Source organism: Pseudoalteromonas sp. T1lg48 (assembly GCF_002964785.1).
Taxonomy (GTDB): Bacteria; Pseudomonadota; Gammaproteobacteria; order Enterobacterales; family Alteromonadaceae; genus Pseudoalteromonas.
Window position 1 is genome coordinate 135,248 of sequence record NZ_PQCC01000003.1, and the last position, 20,485, is coordinate 155,732.

21 protein-coding genes are annotated in these 20,485 nt (G+C 46.9%); 1 reads left to right on the forward strand and 20 read right to left on the reverse strand.

Annotated features, from left to right (window positions below; translation table 11 throughout):
* Positions 1 to 170: 170 nt before the first annotated feature.
* The 20 genes from glmU to rpmH all read right to left on the reverse strand — a co-directional run bounded on the left by glmU (position 171) and on the right by rpmH (position 18,482).
* Complete coding sequence (glmU, locus tag C2M29_RS05160) at positions 171 to 1,532, reverse strand: bifunctional UDP-N-acetylglucosamine diphosphorylase/glucosamine-1-phosphate N-acetyltransferase GlmU (protein ID WP_105188732.1); 1,362 nt, start codon at positions 1,530 to 1,532, stop codon at positions 171 to 173.
* A gap of 235 nt (positions 1,533 to 1,767) precedes the next feature.
* A complete protein-coding gene (locus C2M29_RS05165; protein ID WP_105188733.1) occupies positions 1,768 to 2,190 on the reverse strand; it encodes a F0F1 ATP synthase subunit epsilon in 423 nt (140 codons plus the stop codon).
* Positions 2,191 to 2,203: 13 nt separating this feature from the next.
* Positions 2,204 to 3,589, reverse strand: coding sequence for a F0F1 ATP synthase subunit beta (atpD, locus tag C2M29_RS05170; protein WP_105188734.1), 1,386 nt, complete (start codon positions 3,587 to 3,589; stop codon positions 2,204 to 2,206).
* A 33-nt stretch (positions 3,590 to 3,622) separates the two neighbouring features.
* Complete coding sequence (gene atpG / locus C2M29_RS05175; RefSeq protein WP_105188735.1) at positions 3,623 to 4,483, reverse strand: F0F1 ATP synthase subunit gamma; 861 nt, start codon at positions 4,481 to 4,483, stop codon at positions 3,623 to 3,625.
* A 57-nt stretch (positions 4,484 to 4,540) separates the two neighbouring features.
* Entirely contained in the window at positions 4,541 to 6,082 is a 1,542-nt protein-coding gene (atpA, locus tag C2M29_RS05180; protein WP_105188736.1) for a F0F1 ATP synthase subunit alpha, read from the reverse strand.
* Between the two features lie 14 nt (positions 6,083 to 6,096).
* The gene (atpH, locus tag C2M29_RS05185) at positions 6,097 to 6,630 is read right to left on the reverse strand and encodes a F0F1 ATP synthase subunit delta (RefSeq protein ID WP_105188737.1); all 534 of its coding nucleotides are present in this window, start codon (positions 6,628 to 6,630) and stop codon (positions 6,097 to 6,099) included.
* Between the two features lie 15 nt (positions 6,631 to 6,645).
* Complete coding sequence (gene atpF / locus C2M29_RS05190; RefSeq protein WP_105188738.1) at positions 6,646 to 7,116, reverse strand: F0F1 ATP synthase subunit B; 471 nt, start codon at positions 7,114 to 7,116, stop codon at positions 6,646 to 6,648.
* 40 nt (positions 7,117 to 7,156) lie between these two features.
* Positions 7,157 to 7,405, reverse strand: coding sequence for a F0F1 ATP synthase subunit C (gene atpE / locus C2M29_RS05195; protein WP_105188739.1), 249 nt, complete (start codon positions 7,403 to 7,405; stop codon positions 7,157 to 7,159).
* 72 nt (positions 7,406 to 7,477) lie between these two features.
* Positions 7,478 to 8,308 (reverse strand): F0F1 ATP synthase subunit A, encoded by an 831-nt coding sequence (gene atpB / locus C2M29_RS05200; protein WP_105188740.1) that lies wholly within the window; start codon positions 8,306 to 8,308, stop codon positions 7,478 to 7,480.
* Positions 8,309 to 8,323: 15 nt separating this feature from the next.
* Complete coding sequence (locus C2M29_RS05205) at positions 8,324 to 8,704, reverse strand: ATP synthase subunit I (RefSeq protein ID WP_105188741.1); 381 nt, start codon at positions 8,702 to 8,704, stop codon at positions 8,324 to 8,326.
* Positions 8,705 to 8,847: 143 nt separating this feature from the next.
* A complete protein-coding gene (locus tag C2M29_RS05210; RefSeq protein ID WP_105188742.1) occupies positions 8,848 to 9,756 on the reverse strand; it encodes a ParB/RepB/Spo0J family partition protein in 909 nt (302 codons plus the stop codon).
* A gap of 20 nt (positions 9,757 to 9,776) precedes the next feature.
* A complete protein-coding gene (locus C2M29_RS05215) occupies positions 9,777 to 10,562 on the reverse strand; it encodes a ParA family protein (protein ID WP_105188743.1) in 786 nt (261 codons plus the stop codon).
* 15 nt (positions 10,563 to 10,577) lie between these two features.
* Positions 10,578 to 11,198: a 16S rRNA (guanine(527)-N(7))-methyltransferase RsmG gene (gene rsmG, locus C2M29_RS05220; RefSeq protein WP_105188744.1), complete on the reverse strand. Its 621-nt coding sequence runs from the start codon at positions 11,196 to 11,198 to the stop codon at positions 10,578 to 10,580.
* Between the two features lie 12 nt (positions 11,199 to 11,210).
* Positions 11,211 to 13,100: a tRNA uridine-5-carboxymethylaminomethyl(34) synthesis enzyme MnmG gene (gene mnmG / locus C2M29_RS05225; protein ID WP_105188745.1), complete on the reverse strand. Its 1,890-nt coding sequence runs from the start codon at positions 13,098 to 13,100 to the stop codon at positions 11,211 to 11,213.
* A gap of 405 nt (positions 13,101 to 13,505) precedes the next feature.
* Positions 13,506 to 13,952 carry an FMN-binding protein MioC gene (mioC, locus tag C2M29_RS05230; protein ID WP_105188746.1) on the reverse strand — a complete coding sequence of 149 codons (447 nt, stop codon included), beginning with the start codon at positions 13,950 to 13,952 and terminating at the stop codon, positions 13,506 to 13,508.
* A 471-nt stretch (positions 13,953 to 14,423) separates the two neighbouring features.
* Positions 14,424 to 15,788, reverse strand: a complete 1,365-nt coding sequence (mnmE, locus tag C2M29_RS05235; RefSeq protein WP_105188747.1) for a tRNA uridine-5-carboxymethylaminomethyl(34) synthesis GTPase MnmE — start codon at positions 15,786 to 15,788, stop codon at positions 14,424 to 14,426.
* A gap of 128 nt (positions 15,789 to 15,916) precedes the next feature.
* Positions 15,917 to 17,545, reverse strand: coding sequence for a membrane protein insertase YidC (gene yidC / locus C2M29_RS05240; protein WP_105188748.1), 1,629 nt, complete (start codon positions 17,543 to 17,545; stop codon positions 15,917 to 15,919).
* Between the two features lie 27 nt (positions 17,546 to 17,572).
* Entirely contained in the window at positions 17,573 to 17,824 is a 252-nt protein-coding gene (yidD, locus tag C2M29_RS05245) for a membrane protein insertion efficiency factor YidD (protein WP_105188749.1), read from the reverse strand.
* A 91-nt stretch (positions 17,825 to 17,915) separates the two neighbouring features.
* Positions 17,916 to 18,341: a ribonuclease P protein component gene (gene rnpA / locus C2M29_RS05250; RefSeq protein ID WP_105188750.1), complete on the reverse strand. Its 426-nt coding sequence runs from the start codon at positions 18,339 to 18,341 to the stop codon at positions 17,916 to 17,918.
* 6 nt (positions 18,342 to 18,347) lie between these two features.
* A complete protein-coding gene (gene rpmH, locus C2M29_RS05255) occupies positions 18,348 to 18,482 on the reverse strand; it encodes a 50S ribosomal protein L34 (protein WP_008488847.1) in 135 nt (44 codons plus the stop codon).
* A gap of 661 nt (positions 18,483 to 19,143) precedes the next feature.
* Between rpmH and dnaA the strand changes: the two genes are divergently transcribed.
* Positions 19,144 to 20,478 carry a chromosomal replication initiator protein DnaA gene (gene dnaA, locus C2M29_RS05260; protein ID WP_442792535.1) on the forward strand — a complete coding sequence of 445 codons (1,335 nt, stop codon included), beginning with the start codon at positions 19,144 to 19,146 and terminating at the stop codon, positions 20,476 to 20,478.
* The last annotated feature ends 7 nt before the right edge of the window (positions 20,479 to 20,485 follow it).

Consider the following 20,485-nt stretch of genomic DNA (forward strand, 5'->3'; position numbering starts at 1 on the left):
TAATGAAGTTGTAATAACTTCCCCTCGCCGATGGTTATGTTTTATTCATATACGTGCAATTTGATGGCAATAAAAAAGACACTTTGATCCATTTTGCGACATGTGTTGCCATCAAATTGCAGACATAAAAAAAGCCGCTTAAAGCGACTTTTTCTAAATATAATAGGCAATTAGCTCTTTTTAACCGGGCGTTGCCAGCCATCCAGGTTACGCTGCTTTGCACGAGCTACAGCCAACTGGTTATCACCCACCTTAGCAGTTACCACTGAGCCGGCACCCACAGTTGCCGTGTTACCAATCTCAACAGGTGCCACCAGCGATGAGTTAGAACCGATAAAGGCGTTATCGCTGATAATGGTTTGCGACTTATTAACACCGTCATAATTACAGGTAATGGTGCCGGCACCGATATTTACCTTCTCGCCGATTTGCGCATCGCCAAGATAGGTTAGATGATTCGCCTTTGAGCCCTTGCCTAAACGCGACTTTTTCATCTCGACGAAGTTGCCAATGTGCGAGTCTTCTTCCATCACCGCACCGGGGCGCAGGCGTGCAAATGGGCCAAGGGTACATTTGGCAGCCACGGTAGCATCTTCAATCAGGGTGTTGGCCTTAATCACCACACCATCGCCGATTTTACAGTTTTTCAGCACACAGTTAGGACCGATAACAACATCATCCCCCAGCTCGACGTTACCTTCAAAAATAACATTCACATCGATTTGTACGTCTTGCCCGGTTTTTACCTGACCACGTACATCTATACGCGCAGGGTCCGATAAACTGGCACCGTTAATCATCAATTCTTCGGCCTGCCAGGCTTGATAGGCACGCTCTAATTGGGCGAGCTGTACGCGGTTATTAGCGCCTTCCACTTCCATCGGGTGCTCAGGCTGACTAGAGCTGATTTCAACACCCTCAGCGTGCGCCATGGCGACGATATCCGTTAGATAGTATTCGCCCTGGGCATTGTTATTTGAGAGGTTCCCTAACCACTTTTTCAACAGGCCGCCGTTACAGGCCATAATACCAGTATTGATTTCGGTGATCGCTAGCTGCTCAGGGGTTGCGTCTTTTTGTTCAACGATGCCTACTAGTTTGCCGTTTTCACGTAGCATACGGCCATAGCCCGTAGGGTTTTCAAGATCGACGGTCAGTACGGCTAAGCCTTGCTCGGGCGTAGCAGCCAATAACTTCTCTAATGTTGATTTCTTGGTGAGTGGTACATCGCCATAAAGGATCAGCACGGTATCGTCATCGCCGATATGTTCTTTTACAACGGCCACGGCGTGGCCCGTACCCAGCTGCTCGGCCTGCAGCACCCAGTTAAGCTCGTTGCCGGTGAGTTGCTGTTGCAGCATCTCGCCACCGTGGCCATAGACCAGGTTGGTGTGCTTGGCGCCAAGGGCCTTGGCATTGTCGATAACGTGTTGCACCATGGGCTTACCGGCTATCGGGTGCAATACCTTAGGAAGCTTTGAGCGCATGCGAGTACCCTTACCCGCGGCCAAAATAACTGTGGTTAAATTCATTCTAATATCCTTTTTTCGCATCCACTGTCACACGGTTCAATTTGGCGCTTTAAATCAGCACATCCTGTGTCTGGATAGAGTAAAGTCCACTCAAGTCTTGACCAACGCCGTAACTGTACCATTGTGTACAAATTGGCAATATTGTAACCGCTCCACCATGAACATTGAACGAACAGACATAAAAAAACCCACGCTGTTAGCGTGGGTTTTTGCAAACCTTTTCGGTCGATAGCAATTAGCTATTACGCAATAGACGGATTACGCGAAGTTTGGCAAGAGCCTCTTCGAGTTGCACTGCGGCGCGCTGATAATCCAGCTCATCACTTTGTGCTTTATCCATTTGTTCTTGCGCTTCGCGCTTAGCTTGCTCTGCTGCTTGCTCGTCCAGCTCTTCGGCTCGAACGGCTGTATCAGCCAGCACGGTTACGTTATGAGGTTGAACCTCAAGCGTACCGCCTGCAACATAGATGATTTCTTCACCACCTAGCTGCTTAACTAAACGCACCATACCAGGTTTCAGGGCAGTTAGTAGCGGCGCGTGACCTGGGTAAATACCCAATTCACCTTCACTACCTGTCACTTGAAGTGTTTCTACACGACCGGAAAATAACTTTCCTTCTGCGCTCACTACATCAAGATGTACGGTCATAGCTGCCATACTCCCCTCCTAATTACATGCTTTTAGCTTTTTCTTGCGCTTCTTCGATTGAGCCAACCATGTAGAACGCTTGCTCTGGCATGTCGTCGAACTCACCGTTTAGAATGCCTTTAAAGCCTGCAATGGTGTCTTTTAGTGATACGTATTTACCAGGTGCACCTGTGAATACCTCAGCAACGAAGAACGGCTGAGATAGGAAACGCTGGATTTTACGAGCACGTGATACCACTAGCTTATCTTCATCAGACAGCTCGTCCATACCTAGGATGGCGATGATGTCTTTCAGCTCTTTATAACGCTGAAGTACAGTCTGAACGCCACGAGCTGTGTCGTAGTGCTCTTGACCGATTACTAGCGGATCAAGCTGACGTGAAGTTGAGTCAAGTGGGTCAACAGCTGGGTAGATACCTAGAGCTGCGATATCACGAGAAAGTACAACTGTCGCATCTAAGTGGGCGAAAGTAGTCGCCGGAGATGGGTCAGTCAAGTCATCCGCAGGTACGTATACGGCCTGGATTGACGTGATTGAACCAGTCTTAGTAGACGCGATACGCTCCTGTAGTACACCCATCTCTTCTGCAAGAGTTGGCTGGTAACCTACCGCTGAAGGCATACGACCTAGTAGTGCTGATACCTCAGTACCGGCAAGCGTATAACGATAGATGTTATCTACGAAGAAAAGAACGTCACGACCTTCGTCACGGAACTTCTCAGCCATAGTTAGACCAGTCAAAGCAACACGTAGACGGTTACCCGGTGGCTCGTTCATCTGACCGTATACAAGCGATACTTTATCAAGTACGTTTGAATCGTTCATTTCGTGATAGAAGTCGTTACCCTCACGAGTACGCTCACCAACACCGGCGAATACAGAGTAACCGCTGTGCTCGATCGCGATGTTACGGATAAGTTCCATCATGTTTACGGTTTTACCTACACCAGCACCACCGAATAGACCTACTTTACCACCCTTAGCGAATGGACATACAAGGTCGATTACTTTGATACCAGTCTCAAGTAGTTCTACCGAGCTTGATTGATCTTCGTACGAAGGTGCTTCACGGTGAATTGACATACGCTCTTCTTCGCCGATTGGGCCAGCTTCGTCAATTGCTTCACCTAGTACGTTCATGATACGACCAAGAGTAGCTTTACCTACTGGAACCTTGATCGCTTCACCTGTGTTTTCTACTGCTGTACCACGACGTAGACCGTCGGTAGTACCAAGTGCGATACCACGTACCACACCGCCGCCTAGCTGCTGCTGAACTTCTAGTGTCAGACCTGCTAGGTCGCCGTCTGTAACTTTTAGTGCGTCATATACGGCAGGCACGTTGTCTTGTGGGAACTCGATGTCCACAACGGCGCCGATAATTTGGACGACCTTACCTAAACTCATGTCTATTCCTCTCGTTAATCTTTGCCCGAAGCATTAAACTGCTGCTGATCCGCCAACAATCTCACTGATTTCTTGTGTGATTGCGGCCTGACGAGCCTTGTTATAAACAAGCTGTAACTCATCCATCAGGTCGCCGGCGTTATCCGTTGCGGCTTTCATCGCAACCATACGGGCGGCCTGCTCAGAGGCAGCATTTTCAACCACACCTTGATATACCTGAGATTCTACAAAGCGAACCATTAGTGTTTCCAAAAGTGCTTTTGGATCTGGCTCGTAGATGTAGTCCCAGCGGTGTGCTAGTTCTTCGCTTTCTGTTTTCGGCAAAGGCAACAATTGATCGATTGTTGGTTCTTGCTTCATGGTGTTTACAAACTTATTGTAAACAACAAACAAGCGGTCTAATTTGCCTTCGTTGTATGCATCAAGCATAACTTTTACAGGACCAATTACGTCCTGAACCGAAGGCGCATCGCCTAGACCTGATTTTTTGGCAAGCACAGAGCCACCAAAACGCTGGAAGAAACCGGCAGCCTTGCTACCTAGTACGGCGAAATCCGCAGATACGCCTTTTTCTTTCCATGCTTTGATTTCTAGGGCTACTTGCTTGAACTCGTTTGAGTTCAAGCCACCACACAAACCACGGTCGGTAGAGATGACGATATAACCAACGCGCTTGACCTCACGCTCTTCCAAATAGGAATGGCGATATTCGAGGCTAGCATTAGCAACATGACCGATCACTTTGCGTAAGTTTTCAGCGTATGGACGGCTTGAAGCCACACGGTCTTGCGCCTTCTTCATTTTAGAAGCGGCAACCATTTCCATAGCGCTAGTGATCTTCTGAGTATTCTTGATACTCCCGATCTTGCTTTTTATCTCTTTTCCGCTGGCCATGACTCTTTCTCCGAATCTGGGTGAGTTTTAAAATTAAAACTCACCGTTCATAACTAATTACCAAGTTTGCGTAGACTTGAACTTCTCTAGAAGTTCTTTCAGCTGCGCTTCGATCTCGGCGTTGTAGTTACCAGTTTCATTGATTTGAGCCATTAGCTCTGCGTAAGTGCTGTTTGCGTAAGAAATAAGAGCCGCTTCGAAATCCATGATTTTCGCGATTTCGATGTCTTTTAGATAGCCCTTTTCAGCAGCAAATAGCGACAGAGACATTTCCGCAACAGACATAGGTGCGTACTGTTTCTGTTTCATTAGCTCTGTTACGCGCTCACCGTGCTCAAGCTGGGCACGAGTTGCATCGTCAAGGTCAGAAGCGAACTGAGAGAACGCCGCTAGTTCACGGTACTGAGCTAGCGCTAGACGGATACCACCACCTAGTTTCTTAACGATTTTAGTTTGCGCGGCACCACCTACACGAGATACCGAGATACCAGCGTTAACGGCTGGACGGATACCCGCGTTGAACAAGTCAGTTTCTAGGAAGATCTGACCGTCGGTGATAGAGATAACGTTTGTAGGTACGAACGCAGAAACGTCACCACCTTGAGTTTCAATGATAGGCAATGCCGTCAATGAACCTGTTTTACCTTTCACTTCACCATTGGTGAACTTCTCAACGTAATCAGCGTTTACACGTGATGCACGCTCTAGAAGACGTGAGTGAAGGTAGAATACGTCACCTGGGTAAGCTTCACGACCTGGTGGACGCTTAAGTAGTAGTGAGATCTGACGGTAAGCAACAGCTTGCTTAGAAAGATCATCATATACGATTAGCGCGTCTTCACCGCGGTCACGGAAGTATTCACCCATAGTACAACCAGCAAATGGCGCTAGGTATTGTAGCGCTGCTGATTCAGAAGCAGATGCAACAACAACAATCGTGTTCTCTAGTGCACCGTGCTCTTCAAGTTTACGTACTACGTTAGCGATAGTAGATGCTTTTTGACCAACCGCTACGTACACACACTTAACGCCTGTGCCTTTTTGGTTGATGATAGCATCGATAGCTAGTGCAGTTTTACCAGTCTGACGGTCACCGATTACAAGCTCACGCTGACCACGACCAACTGGAATCATCGCATCGATAGACTTATAACCAGTTTGTACTGGCTCATCTACAGATTGACGCTCGATTACGCCTGGTGCGATTTTTTCAACTGGCTCGAAGCCGTCGTTATCTAGAGCGCCTTTACCATCGATAGGTGCACCTAGTGTGTTAACAACACGACCAAGTAGACCACGACCAACAGGTACTTCAAGGATACGACCGGTAGATTGTACTTTTACGCCTTCTTTAAGGTCTGCGTATGGACCCATTACTACGGCACCTACTGAGTCACGCTCAAGGTTTAGTGCGATAGCATAACGGTTGCCAGGAAGCTCAATCATCTCACCTTGCATACAGTCAGCTAGACCGTGGATGCGGATGATACCGTCAGTAACAGATACGATAGTACCTTCGTTACGAGCTTCACTTACAACTTCGAACTGCTCAATACGTTTTTTGATCAGATCAGAAATTTCAGTGGAATTAAGTTGCATGCTCTTCTTCCCAATTACGATTGTAGTGTAGTGGCCAGACGGCTCAATTTGCCGCTGATACTGCCATCGATTACGGTGTCGCCGGCTTTAATAACCAGACCACCAACAACCGTGTTATCAACACTACAATTCAGCTTAACTTTGCGTGCGAAACGTTTTTCAAGTGCCGCGACTAGTTTCTCTTGCTGCGCTGCAGCAAGCTCGGTTGCAGAAACGACGTCAACGTCGATTTCTTTGTCATAATCCGCTTTAAATTCAGCGAATAATTGTGCAACCGCCGGTAGGGCGACTAAACGTCCATTTTCGGCCATTACCTTTACCAGGTTCTGGCCATATTCGTTGAGTTGCTCTGCACAAAGCTGAATCATAGTTTCAGCTTGTTTTTCAGCAGAGGCACTGCTCGACAGGAATCGAGTAACTTGCTCGTTCTTCGCTACTTCACCAGCGAAAAATAGCATCTCGTTCCATGCGTCGACCGCACCTTTGTCAACGGCAAATTCAAAAGCCGCTTTAGCGTATGGGCGAGCGATAGTAGTCAGTTCAGACATGCTCATACCCTCCTATTAAAGCTCGGCAACAAGTTTTTCAACTATGTCGCTGTGCGCGGCTTCATTGATTTCGCGCTCTAAGATCTTCTCGGCACCGATAACCGCTAGAGAAGCAACTTGCTTACGCAATTCTTCTTTGGCACGGTTACGCTCGGCTTCGATTTCTGAATGACCTTGAGCAATGATTTTTTCACGCTCTTCGTGACCACGAGATGTCTCTTCGTCAACGATTTGCGTCGCACGCTTTTTAGCTTGCTCGATAATTTCAGCAGCTTCTGCTTTAGCTTCTTTAAGTTGCTCGGTTGCTTTTTTACGAGCAAGTTCAAGATCTTTTTCAGCTTTATCAGAGGCAGCTAAACCATCTTCAATTTTCTTTTGGCGAGCCTCGATTGCACCGTTTAGTGGTGGCCACACGAACTTCATGCAGAACCATACAAAAACGATGAAAGCGATTAATTCACCAATTAGAGTGGCGTTTAAGTTCACGACCGCTCCTCCTTACATTTTGTTCGCAAAATAGTAGAAATTAACCTGCAAATGGAGCTAGAGCGAACAACATGTATAGACCGATACCTACACCGATCATCGCGATAGCATCGATAAGACCAGCTACGATGAACATTTTAACTTGTAGTTGAGGTGCAAGCTCAGGCTGACGAGCAGCTGATTCTAGGAATTTACCACCTAGGTTACCGAAACCGATAGCAGTACCAAGGGCACCAAAACCGATAAGTAGGGCAACAGCGATATATTTAAGGCCGATTACGATTTCCATTATTGTCTCCAATATTTTTGTAAATGATTAAAGTTAAAGTTAAAGTTAAAAAAATCTTTTTTGAGCCGGTTCTTAATGGTTGTCTTCAGACGCCATGCTCAGGTAAACAATTGTCAGCATCATGAAGATGAATGCTTGCAATACGATAACCAGGATGTGGAATACCGCCCATACAAAGTGCAGCGGCAATTGGAACAAACCAAGCGCAGCAATTAGGATGAAGATAAGTTCACCAGCATAAAGGTTACCGAATAGACGTAAGCCCAATGAAACCGGCTTCGCGATTAGAGTTACTGATTCTAAAAGCAAGTTAACCGGAATAAATAGGACTTGAACAACCACGTTTTTAGAACTGAATGGGTGAAGCGTTAGCTCCTTGATAAAGCCCATTAAGCCCTTAACACGAATCGAATAGAAGATGATGAGTGCAAACACCCCGATACCTAGCGCTAGGGTTAGGTTAAGGTCGGTTGTTGGTACCACCTTCATGTATACATCGTGAGAACTTTCTACGGCACCTGAAAGTACGCCGATTTGACCTGCAAGTGCAGGAAGGAAATCAACCGGGATCAAGTCCATTAAGTTCATCAGGAATACCCAGACGAAAATTGTCAGAGCAAGAGGAGCGATTAGTCGACTTCTACCGTGGAAAGTATCTTTCACGTTTTGATCGACGAATTCTACGACCATCTCGATAAAGCACTGAAATTTCCCGGGAACGCCAAGCGTTGCTTTGTTCGCAGCGCGCTTAAAGATCCATAAGAAAATCAGTCCAAGACCGATAGACCATGCGAGGGTATCTACATTCAGCTTCCAAAACCAACCGTCGCCAATACTGACTTGACCGTTAGTTAAATGGTGCTGGATGTAACCCGTTAAGGTAAGTTCTTCACCTGCAGCCATGTTTTATCCCAAAAGTTAATGATTAAAAAAAATCGGCGCTAACCACTGTGTAAACGTCACCAATATAAAGCAGGAAAAAAATGGCAACGCCATTACCGGATAAAGCTTAAATATCAGTGCGAACAAGAAAATCGTTAGCAAAAATTTTAATCCGTTGCCTCTTTTAAATGAGGCATACACTTGTTTTGCCTTGCTAGCGCCCACATATCGGAACGCATAGATGGCAAATAAAAAGTTAGGAAGTACCGCCACCAGTCCACCAGCCAATGCTGAAACCGCGGCATCTACTTCCCAACCTACTAAAACTATTACTGCAGCTATGATTGCTACGACACCCTGTAAAAGAACGCCTTTTAATGCGGCTTGGCGATATGGGCCAGACAACCTTTGCGTCACTTTTTATTAACCTTAATAACGTTAAGTTTCATTCGGGTGCTAAAACTGGCGAAATTATACTTATTTCTGGCCGATTTGCAACTTGAGCGGGATGAAATTGTGTCAATTTCACCCCCGTGAATACGGGGGCGAGAAGGGAATTATTAAGACTGATTTAGCTGTGGGTCGATGCGCTCTAAAATACCTTCAAGCTCGTCTAAATTAGTGTAAGAAATCACTAACTTACCCTTGCCTTTTTGGTTGTAGTTAATTTCAACCTTGGCGCCGAGATTATCTTGAAGCTTTTGCTCTAACTGTTTGACATCCGGGTCTTTTTCTTTCTTAACTGGCTTTTCTGTGGGTTCCAATAGGGAACGCACCAGCTTTTCCGTTTCCCGCACGGTCAACGCTTTGGCCACGGCACTGCGGGCGGCCTCAGACTGTGCTTCACCGCTGAGCGCCAACAAACATCGCGCATGGCCCATTTCAATATCGCCATGCTCTAACATAATTTTTACATCGTCATTGAGGTTGTTCAGACGCAGCAGGTTGGTGACCGTGGTACGGGATTTACCGACCGCATCGGCAACTTGTTGATGCGTCAGGGCAAACTCTTGGATCAGACGCTCCAGGGCAATGGCCTCTTCCATGGCGTTAAGGTCTTCACGCTGAATATTTTCGATCAGGGCGATGGCTACCGCCGCTTCATCGGGCACGTCCTTGATTAAACAGGGCACCAAATCCAGCTTGGCCAATTGTGCGGCACGCCAACGACGCTCACCGGCGATGATTTCATATTGCTGCTCACCTAACTGACGTACCACGATTGGCTGAATAATGCCTTGGGCACGAATAGAGCTGGCCAATTCTTCAAGCGCATCTTCGGCCATATCCTTGCGCGGCTGGTATTTGCCGGGGCGTAAAAACTCGATCGCCAGCTTTTGCAACTCACCCTTAACGGCTTGTTCGCTTGGCGCCTCATTGGCGCTTTGCTCTGACGCTGATGCGACGGGCTTTGACGACGTGAGTAGGGCGTCCAGGCCCCTTCCTAATCCACGTTTTTTAGCAGACATTGATTCGCTTACCTCTAGATTTAGGCGACTGCAGGTGTTTGTTTTTCTTTGCGACGCAGCATTTCGCCGGCCAAGGCAAGATAGGCCTTGGCTCCCGCAGAGGCTCTGTCGTAATACATGGCCGGGGCACCAAAGCTGGGTGCTTCTGCAAGGCGAACGTTGCGCGGAATAACAGTCCGATAGACCTTATCGCCAAAGTGCTGTTTCAGCTGTTCGGAAACATCGTTGGCAAGGCGGTTGCGCGGATCGTACATGGTTCGCAAAATGCCTTCAATCTGTAATTTGGGGTTAACCAGCTGCGCTAGCTGCTCTATGGTGCCCATCAATGCGGTGATCCCTTCAAGGGCATAATATTCACACTGCATGGGAACCAATACCGAGTCGGCAGCGGCCATAGCATTGACGGTAAGCATGTTTAACGACGGTGGACAGTCGATAAAAATATACTCATAGTCGGCAAGGATCTTTTCCAGGGCATTGCGCAAACGCACTTCGCGGGCGAACAATTCCATCAGCTTGACTTCCGCCGCGGTGACATCACCGTTGGCGGCGATCAAATGATACTCGCCAGAGGTCTGTGTGATCACCACCTCGTTAAAGGGCTTATCTTCGATCAGCAGATCGTAGACGGTGGCAACATCATCGTATTTATCAACGCCGCTGCCCATGGTGGCATTGCCCTGAGGGTCGAGATCGATCAACAACACCTTACGTTTGGTCGCAGCCATTGAGGCCGCCAAATTTACGGCTGTGGTGGTTTTACCCACACCGCCTTTTTGGTTTGCAATAGCAATGACTTTAGCCACGTTGATCCTCGCCAATTAATCTTTTTTTAGAATTATAAGATGGCGCTCGCCCTCTAATTCAGGAACCCTAAGCTCAATATTTTGCTCAAAAGAGAAGCCGTCGGGAAGGTGTGCTAATTCCTGCTCAGGGTACTGACCTTTAAGCGCAATAAAGCGTCCGTCCTGATCAATTAAATGCGCGCACCAATGCAGCATATCATCAATAGAGGCAAAGGCGCGAGATAGCACACCATCTAATTTAACACTTGGCTGATATTCTTCAACTCGACTCTGCACCGGGGTTACATTTTTTAGCCCAAGCTCATGTTTTACCTGCTTTAAGAAGGTAACGCGCTTGCCAAGACTGTCGAGTAATACGAACTCGGTGTCGGGCAGGGCGATGGCCAATACCATGCCGGGTAAACCCGGACCGGTACCCACATCGATGTAATGTTGACCCTTGAGGTGCTCGGCCACAACCAGGCTATCCATGATGTGCTTTACCAGCATGTCTTTCGGATCGCGAATCGAGGTGAGGTTGTAGGCTTTATTCCACTTGTCCAGCAAAGCAACATAGGCAAGTAACTGCTGAATTTGTTGCTCACTAAGAGAAATGCTGGCTTGCGCCAGCAATTGTTTAAATTTGTTTTCTAACACGCTTGCCTTTGGTTACGCCGATTTGCGCAACATTCCTTGCTTCTTGAGATACACCAATAATAACGAAATCGCCGCTGGAGTAATACCAGAAATACGCGACGCCTGGCCGATAGTGTCGGGGCGCGCATCGGTCAATTTGGCAACCACCTCGTTTGACAAGCCAGAAACCTGGCTGTAATCGAAGTCTTTTGGCAACAAGGTTTGCTCGTGGCGTAACTGCTTGGCGATTTCATCTTGCTGACGGGCAATATAACCGGCGTACTTGGTTTGAATAGCTACCTGCTCAAGGGCTTGCTCGTTGTCGGAACCAGACGCTAAACCGTCAATGGCCATCAGATCCTTGTAGTTGATCTCCGGACGACGAATCAAGTCTTCTAAACTCGCTTCACGGGTCATAGGCGATTTAAGTAATTCGTTTACCGCATTCAAGGCAGGGTGATCTTTATGGATCCAGGTCGAGCGAATACGCTGGGTTTCCTGCTCCATCACTTCCAGCTTGTCATTGAACGCAGCCCAGCGCTCATCACATACCAGGCCTAGCTCTCGTCCTTTGCCCGTTAAGCGTAGATCGGCATTGTCTTCACGCAGCAACAGGCGGTATTCGGCACGGGAGGTAAACATGCGGTACGGTTCTTTGGTGCCTAGGGTTGCCAGGTCGTCGATCAATACGCCGGTGTAGGCTTCGTCACGACGTGGTGTCCAGGCATCTTTGCCTTGCACTTGCAGTGCCGCGTTCATACCGGCGATCAAGCCTTGGGCACCGGCTTCTTCATAGCCCGTGGTGCCGTTGATCTGACCGGCGAAGAACAGGCCATTGATAAATTTGGTTTCCAGCGATGGCTTTAGATCACGGGGATCGAAAAAGTCATACTCGATGGCATAACCAGGACGACAAATATGGGCATTTTCAAAGCCGGCAATGCTGCGCACTATGTCTATTTGCACATCGAACGGCAAGCTTGTACTGATGCCGTTAGGGTAGAGCTCATACGACGTTAAGCCTTCCGGTTCAACGAAGATCTGGTGTTTGTCTTTATCGGCAAAACGAACGATCTTATCTTCTATCGATGGGCAATAACGCGGGCCTATGCCTTCGATGACCCCGGAATACATGGGAGAGCGATGCAGATTGTCATTAATGATCTGATGCGTCTTCTCATTGGTGTAGGTGATGTAACACGGGATCTGTTGCGGGTGATCACTGACCTTACCCATGAAAGAGAAAACGGGTGTTGGTGTATCACCAGGCTGAGTTTGCATCTTGCTAAAGTCAACCGTACGCGCATCAATACGTGGCGGCGTACCTGTCTTGAGGCGATCAACGCGAAATGGTAACTCGCGTAGTCGTCGAGCCAATGCGATCGAAGGTGGATCACCGGCGCGGCCGCCTTGGAAGTTTTCTAAACCAATATGGATCTGGCCACCAAGGAAGGTGCCAACGGTCAGTACTACGCTTTGAGCACTGAATTTAAGACCCATTTGGGTTACCACACCGGTTACCTTATCGCCTTCAACGATAAGATCATCACAGGATTGCTGGAAGATCTTTAGGTTTTCCTGGCGTTGTAAAATGGCTTGGATCTCAGCCTTGTACAAAGCGCGATCCGCCTGAGCACGAGTTGCTCGTACCGCTGGACCTTTCGAGGAATTCAGGGTTCTAAATTGGATCCCGCCCTTGTCGATGGCTTTGGCCATAGCGCCACCCAAAGCATCGATCTCTTTAACTAAATGACCCTTACCTATGCCACCGATCGCGGGGTTACAAGACATTTGCCCAAGGGTGTCCATGTTATGTGTCAACAGCAGGGTATTCATGCCCATACGTGCTGCGGCCAATGCCGCTTCGGTGCCAGCATGACCGCCGCCTACAACAATGACATCAAAGTGTTCATGGAAAATCATTTAACGTTTCCTACAACCGGAGAATAAGAAAAGGGTGCGTATTCTACCTAGAAAATGAGGGAAGGGAAATGGTTAAATAGTGTTCAAGATCTCAAAGTGGATCATATATAAAATAAAGGATCTTTAAAGAGATCTTTTATTGATCTTACTATTAGTATCGCCCAGATCTGTTGATAACCGATAAAAGCTCTATAAATTCAAACAATTAAGAGACCTAAGTTACTGTAGATATGATCGGATCTAAGGGCTAATAAGCTCTGATCAAATAGCTGTTTTATACACAGGGCAATTCGCGATAGATCTTATCAAGTGCATAATCATGGCTAGGATCTCATGATACTAAGCTTTTATCCACAATCCGATCTAACTTTTCTATATTTTGTGAATAAGTTTTGAGTAAGATCCTTATGCACTTTTCCAAGCTTGCAGCAAACTGGGTAACCATTGCTCCGCCGTATCTTCGGGCAGATCATCGCCAAGTACATCTATTTCTAATTGTGGCAATAACAGGGTGGCGCCTTTAGTTTGTAATAAGGTCACGATATTTTTAGCGGCAAAGTTAAAGGTATCATAGCTGGAATCGCCCACCCCGATCACCGCAAAGCGAACCTGATTAAGCCGCTCACTTGCTGCTAGTTGTTCGATAAATGCCAGTAAATTATCGGGATAATCACCAGCACCATGGGTTGAGGTGCAGATCAACCAAGGCTGATCAAAACTAATCTGCTGCAGATCCGGTTGCTCGTGCAACTGACTTTCCACCCCTAGATCCGCCAATAACTGGCTAAGGTGTTCGGCCACATACTCGGTGCCACCCATCTGGCTACCTATGATAATTTCCAGCTGTTTCATCGCGTCAAACTAATCGTTTAATAGGCCCGTATGATACCTGATCTTAAGCGTCACTCAATGGATCTGTTTATCTGTGCATAAATAATTACTTTCGCTTGTGTGGAATATATTTTTAATTATCTGAAAAATATCAAGTTTTTATAAATTCAAGCTGTTGATAAAAAGTCGATAAGCTTAGGTTAAATAGCTATATCCGGTCATCAAAAATAGGGATTCCAGGTAATTAGGGCAGATAGGGACCCCTGTGTACTAATTGCTTGTGGATAATGATCGTTTTGTGCAAATGGAGACATAATTTTAGATCTATATATTTAATTTTTAGATCTAAAACTTCTATTAAATTCAGAGATAGGGCGGTGTTTAGCTGTAAAAATGTACAAAAAGGAAGATCTGATCCCTAATTTCGTTCGATATTTTACTTTAGACATAAAAAAACCCGCTTAATTGCGGGCTTTTTTGTTCTGTGGAGGCTTATTTGCCGATACAGAATGAGCTGAAGATCTTGCCGAGCAGATCATCCGAGGTGAATTCGCCGGTGATCTCGTTGAGGTATTGCTGTGCTAAGCGCAGTTCTTCGGCGAGAATTTCGCCGGCTATATGGGCTTCAAGTTGCTCCTGGCCAGTTTGCAGGTGGCTCAAAGCACGCTCTAATGCATCTAAATGGCGTCGACGGGCCATAAAGCTGCCTTCCTGAGTCCCTTCAAAGCCAACGCAGGCCTTTAGGTGCTCGCGTACCAAGTCGATACCCAGGCCTTCTTTAGCGCTGATCCTTAGCACCGGATGGCTATGGCTGTCGTCAAACCCGAGCTCCTCACCGCTTAAATCAACCTTATTACGGATCACGGTAATGCCCATATTTTCGGGAAGCTTGGCAACAAACTCTGGCCAAATTTGCTCCGGCGTATTGGCCTGTGTATCTTGCGCATCGACCATAAAGAGCACGCGATCGGCTTGGTTTATTTCTTCCCAGGCGCGCTCGATGCCAATTTGCTCTACCTTATCCGGGCTTTCCCTTAACCCGGCGGTATCGATTATATGCAGGGGCATGCCATCGATATGAATGTGCTCTTTAAGCACGTCTCGGGTGGTCCCGGCGATATCGGTAACTATGGCGGCTTCACGGCCGGCCAGGGCGTTAAGCAGGCTTGATTTACCGGCGTTGGGACGTCCGGCAATGACCACCCGCATGCCGTCGCGAATAATGCTGCCTTGTTTGGCCTGGGCACGTACCTGCTCGACCTGATCGAGTATGCGTTGCAAATCGCCCGCAACCTTACCGTCACTGAGAAAATCAATTTCTTCATCGGGAAAGTCAATGGCCGCTTCAACATACATGCGCAGATGGATTACTTGTTCCACCAGCTCTGTGATGTGGTTGGAGAACTCTCCTTGTAACGAGTGTAGGGCGCTTTTGGCGGCTTGCTCCGAGGTGGCATTGATCAAATCGGCAATGGCCTCGGCCTGTGTTAAATCCAGCTTGTCGTTTAAAAATGCACGCTCGGAGAATTCTCCCGGCTTTGCCAGACGTACGCCATCAATGTCGGCGATTTCACGTAGCAACATGTCGAGAATAATTGGGCCGCCATGGCCTTGCAGTTCAAGCACATCTTCGCCGGTAAAGGAGTTGGGGCCTTGAAAGAATAGGGCGATGCCCTGGTCCAGCTGTTGCTTATTAAGGTCGTGAAAGGGCACATATTCGGCGTAGCGGGTTTTAGGGCAGTGGCCGATGATCTGCTCGGCAACGTCCTTGGCTAGGGCTCCAGAGACGCGAATAATCCCCACGCCGCCGCGTCCGGGGGCCGTGGCTTGGGCAACGATAGTGTCTTGAGAAAACATAGAATAACTCGATAAAGCGGCAATGTGTGTATTGTAACCTAATGTGGCCGAAAACAAGAAGAAGCTGAGATTCAGGCAATAAAAAAGCGGCCATAAGCCGCTTTTCTGATCTTGGTTCAGGCTTTAATCTAGCCTCGCACCTTTAAGCCCTTTTTCTCCATACCGCGGTAGATGATCAACATCTGGGCGATAGAGATAAGGTTTGAAACCAACCAGTACAGTACCAGACCCGATGGGAACCATAGGAAGAATACCGAGAAGAATACCGGCATCCAGGTCATCATCTTCTGCTGCATTGGATCCGTTACCGTCATAGGTTGTAGCTTTTGCATCAAGAACATACTGGCGCCGAATAGGACAGGCAGCACGTAGAATGGGTCTTTTGATGACAAATCGGTTAACCATAGACCGAATTCGGCGTGGCGTAGCTCTGGTGATTCCAGGAATACGTAGAATAGCGCCAGGAAGATAGGCATTTGCAGCAACAGTGGGAAACAGCCGCCCATAGGGTTCACTTTTTCCTTGCGGTACATTTCCATCATGGCTTGGCCGAATTTCTGACGGTCGTCGCCATAGCGCTCTTTTAGTGCCTGCATCTTAGGCTGTAGGGCACGCATCTTCGCCATAGACGTATATTGGGCTTTCGTCAGCGGGTATAGAAGCGACTTCACAACGATAGTGATAGCAATGATAGCCAGACCCCAGTTACCCAGGAAGCTGTATAAAAACTTCAGCAGTGTTAACAGCGGTTGTGAGATAAACCATAACCAGCCATAGTCCACGGCCAGGTCCAGGTTAGGGTGTAACGCTTCCAAGGCATCCGTGTCTTTCGGGCCCATGTAGTAAGTCGACTCAAAGTTAGCTGAGCTGGCCGGAGCAATATTGACTGGCTCTGACTTAATACCAATTTGTGCGATATTCGCGTTTGGTAAGCGCATGTAGACTGTGTTTGCTTGATCTTGCGCCGGTACCCAGGCACTAACGAAATAGTGCTGAAGGAAAGCCACATAGCCACCTTGAGTCGGCTCTTTCAACTCTTTGTCTTTAATATCGTCGAACGAGTACTTTTCGTAGTTAACTTCATCGGTACCGTAAGCACCACCTAAGTAGCTTTGATCGATCAGGCTACCCTTGTCCTGGACGGTACGTTTAACCTGGGTATAAAGCTGCACTTGCACCGCGTTAGCCGTGTTGTTTTGGATATCATAATCCAAGGTCACGTCGTAACGGTTTTTGTGGAAGGTATAGGTCTTGGTGTAGCTTACGCCTTGGGCATCAACAAAGGTAAGCGGTACTTCTAGCGTATCGCCTGTTAGCGTATAGCTTTGTTGCTCACTTTGATAAACCGGGCGGCCTTCTTTACGGGCGTCGGGACCGTTTAAGCCGATTAAACCACTTTGGGCGAAATATTCATTGCCTTCAAACTGGCCTAACAACAGGTAAGGTTCGTCGCTGCCATGAGTTTCCGCATGCTGAAGCAACTTGGCTTCGATGATGTCGCCGCCAAGGGTATCAATTTTCACTGCAAACACATCTGTGGTTACGGTAATAATTTGTTGGCTCGCCGAAGTTGATGCTAGCGGTTCGGCAATATCCGAATTGGGAACGTCACTTTGCCCGGCGTTAGTTTGGGCATTGCTTTGGGTTTGAGCACTTGGATTGTTGGCCGGTTGGTTATAATCATTATTCCATTCTTGGAACAATAAAAATGACACCAACAACAGGCCGATAAATAAAAACGTGCGTTGCGATTCCATAACAGCTCTTATTTCTCGTTGTTAAGATTAATGGTGGTTACGTTTGCCAGGAACGGGATCATCCCCCCCGGCGTGTAAAGGATGGCATTTTACTATTCGTTTTGCTGCCAACCAACTGCCTTTTACCGCACCATGCAGTTTAATAGCCTGCAAAGCGTACGAAGAGCAGCTGGGATTAAAGCGACAATTTGGCCCAAGCAAGGGGCTGATCCACTTTTGATAGACCTTTATTACAGTAATGAGGCTATTTTTAGGTATTGCTAATATAAAAGCTAACATAAAGGCCTGCAGCACTGAGTAGGGAATTAAGTGAATACTCAGTTAGTCGATTAAAAGGTGAGCTAAAGATACCTGAAAAAGTCGGTAAATTCTATGATTGGCCACGCTTTTGCTTAGCATTGTGATGCTTTTTACCCTGTCTACGGGGTGGTGGCTTGTATCCAGGTTTACAGCGTTCATTGATTTTTCGCCACAGCTTATCAAGTTCTTGACGAATCTCGGCGTTTGAGCGCTCGTCGATACCGCGTTTGACCATCAACACAATATCAATATTGTCGAGTTTATGCTGATGCAGGCGAAAGCTTTCACGGGCAATGCGCTTGATACGGTTTCTTTGATTGGCTTGTTTTACATTCTTTTTAGCTATGGTGAGACCCAATCGCGGGTGCGATAAAGAATTTGGTTTCGCTAAAAGAGTAAATAATGAAGTAGCAGCCCGAGCAGGCTCATTAAAAATGCGGGAGTAATGCGAGGGAGTTAACAGACGTAACTCCCTGCCAAAGCGAAAGTCTTCCACTAAATATTAAGCAGAAAGAACTTTACGGCCTTTAGCACGACGACGTGCTAGTACTTTACGGCCGTTAGCAGTAGCCATACGAGCACGGAAACCGTGAGTACGCTTACGCTTTAATACGCTAGGTTGAAAAGTTCTTTTCATAACAATTCCATCCGATCGGTTAAGGTTTAAATTATCTGTGTGGGTCGCGATCCTCACTCAGACGCTAACACAACTTCGATGCCAAGTTTTTCTCACTCTGTGATGTTCACCGAGTGTTTCCAACGGACATTCCGTGGTGCCTTAGCGAGCGCGAGATTCTATAGAGGCTTGGTGCTAAAGTCAACGATAATCGAACAACGAAGAGCCTATATAATAGCAGCAAGCGACAAAGATCGTGATAGCGATCCTCAAAGGATCGTTAAAAATGAAAGTTTTCCACAGGGGCTGTATAAAAAGTGCATAAACCCCCTGAATAACCCCTCTTGATCATCCCGATTGATCAAGATCAATGTTTTGTAAAGCGTTAAATTAAATTCTTTTTTTAAAATAAATATCTAATAAAAACAGTTTGTTATGATGTGTTTTTTGTTAGAGCACATTTTCAGTAAAAATCAATATTGAAGTTGTGGATAAATAGGCGTCATAATGGGCGGCCCGATCACTAAAAAGCCGTGATTCAGGGAAGAATAACAAGCGCTAAACTCGTGATGAACGAGTATCGAAACCACTATTCTATTTTCGGGAGTACACAGTGTATCTGTCTGTTTGGCAAAGTTGTTTATACGTGTTGCAAGATGAATTGCCATCACAGCAATTTAGTATGTGGGTTAGACCACTGCAGGCAGAAAGTACCGATGATACTCTGACTATTTATGCGCCTAACCGTTTTGTGCTTGATTGGGTTAGAGAAAAATATCTAAATCGCATTAATGAGCTGTTAGTCGAAATTTGTGGTGATGAAGCGCCGGAATTACGTTTTGATGTGGGCAGCAAGCCCATGCTTAATACCGCTGTGAATACTACGGCACAGGCACCGAGTCAGGGCGTAAATGGCGCCAGTGACAACGCCAAGGCTAATAGGGCTAAACAACCGGCTCAACCCGCAGCGGTTGAACCTGCGCCCAAGTCACAGTACAAGTCGAATATTAAAGAAAACTATACTTTTGACAACTTCGTTGAAGGTAAGTCAAACCAGCTAGCCAAGGCCGCGGCAACGCAAGTAGCTGACAATCCCGGTTCAGCATTTAACCCCGTGTTTATTTACGGTGGTACCGGTTTAGGTAAAACGCACCTGTTACATGCGGTAGGCAATGGCATTTTAGCGAAAAAAGAGAACGCTAAAATTGTTTATATGCATTCTGAACGCTTCGTTCAAGATATGGTAAAAGCTCTACAAAACAATGCGATAGAAGAGTTTAAACGCTATTATCGCAGTGTGGATGCCTTGCTTATCGATGATATTCAGTTCTTTGCTAATAAAGAGCGCTCTCAGGAAGAATTCTTCCATACCTTTAATGCGCTATTAGAAGGCAACCAACAGATCATTTTGACGTCCGATCGTTACCCCAAAGAAATTGAAGGGGTTGAAGACAGACTTAAGTCTCGGTTCGGTTGGGGGTTGACCATTGCCATTGAGCCGCCCGAACTTGAAACTCGTGTAGCCATTTTAATGAAGAAGGCACAGCAGAGTAAGATTAACTTGCCTCATGAAGTAGCCTTCTTCATTGCCAAGAAATTACGTTCTAATGTTCGTGAGCTGGAAGGGGCATTAAACCGAGTGATCGCCAATGCTAACTTTACCGGTCGACCTATTTCCATCGACTTTGTAAAAGAAGCGTTGCGTGATTTGTTGGCACTGCAAGATAAGCTGGTGACCATAGACAATATTCAACGCACGGTGGCGGAGTACTATCGCATTCGCGTTTCCGACTTATTGTCTAAACGCCGTAGTCGCTCAGTTGCGCGCCCGCGCCAGGTGGCCATGGCGCTATCAAAAGAATTAACAAACCACAGCTTGCCGGAAATCGGCGATGCCTTTGGCGGTCGTGACCATACCACCGTATTACACGCCTGCCGCAAGGTTAAAGCGCTTCGTGACGAAAGCCATGAAGTGAAAGAAGACTATCAAAATCTAATAAGAACTTTGTCATCTTAAGGTTACC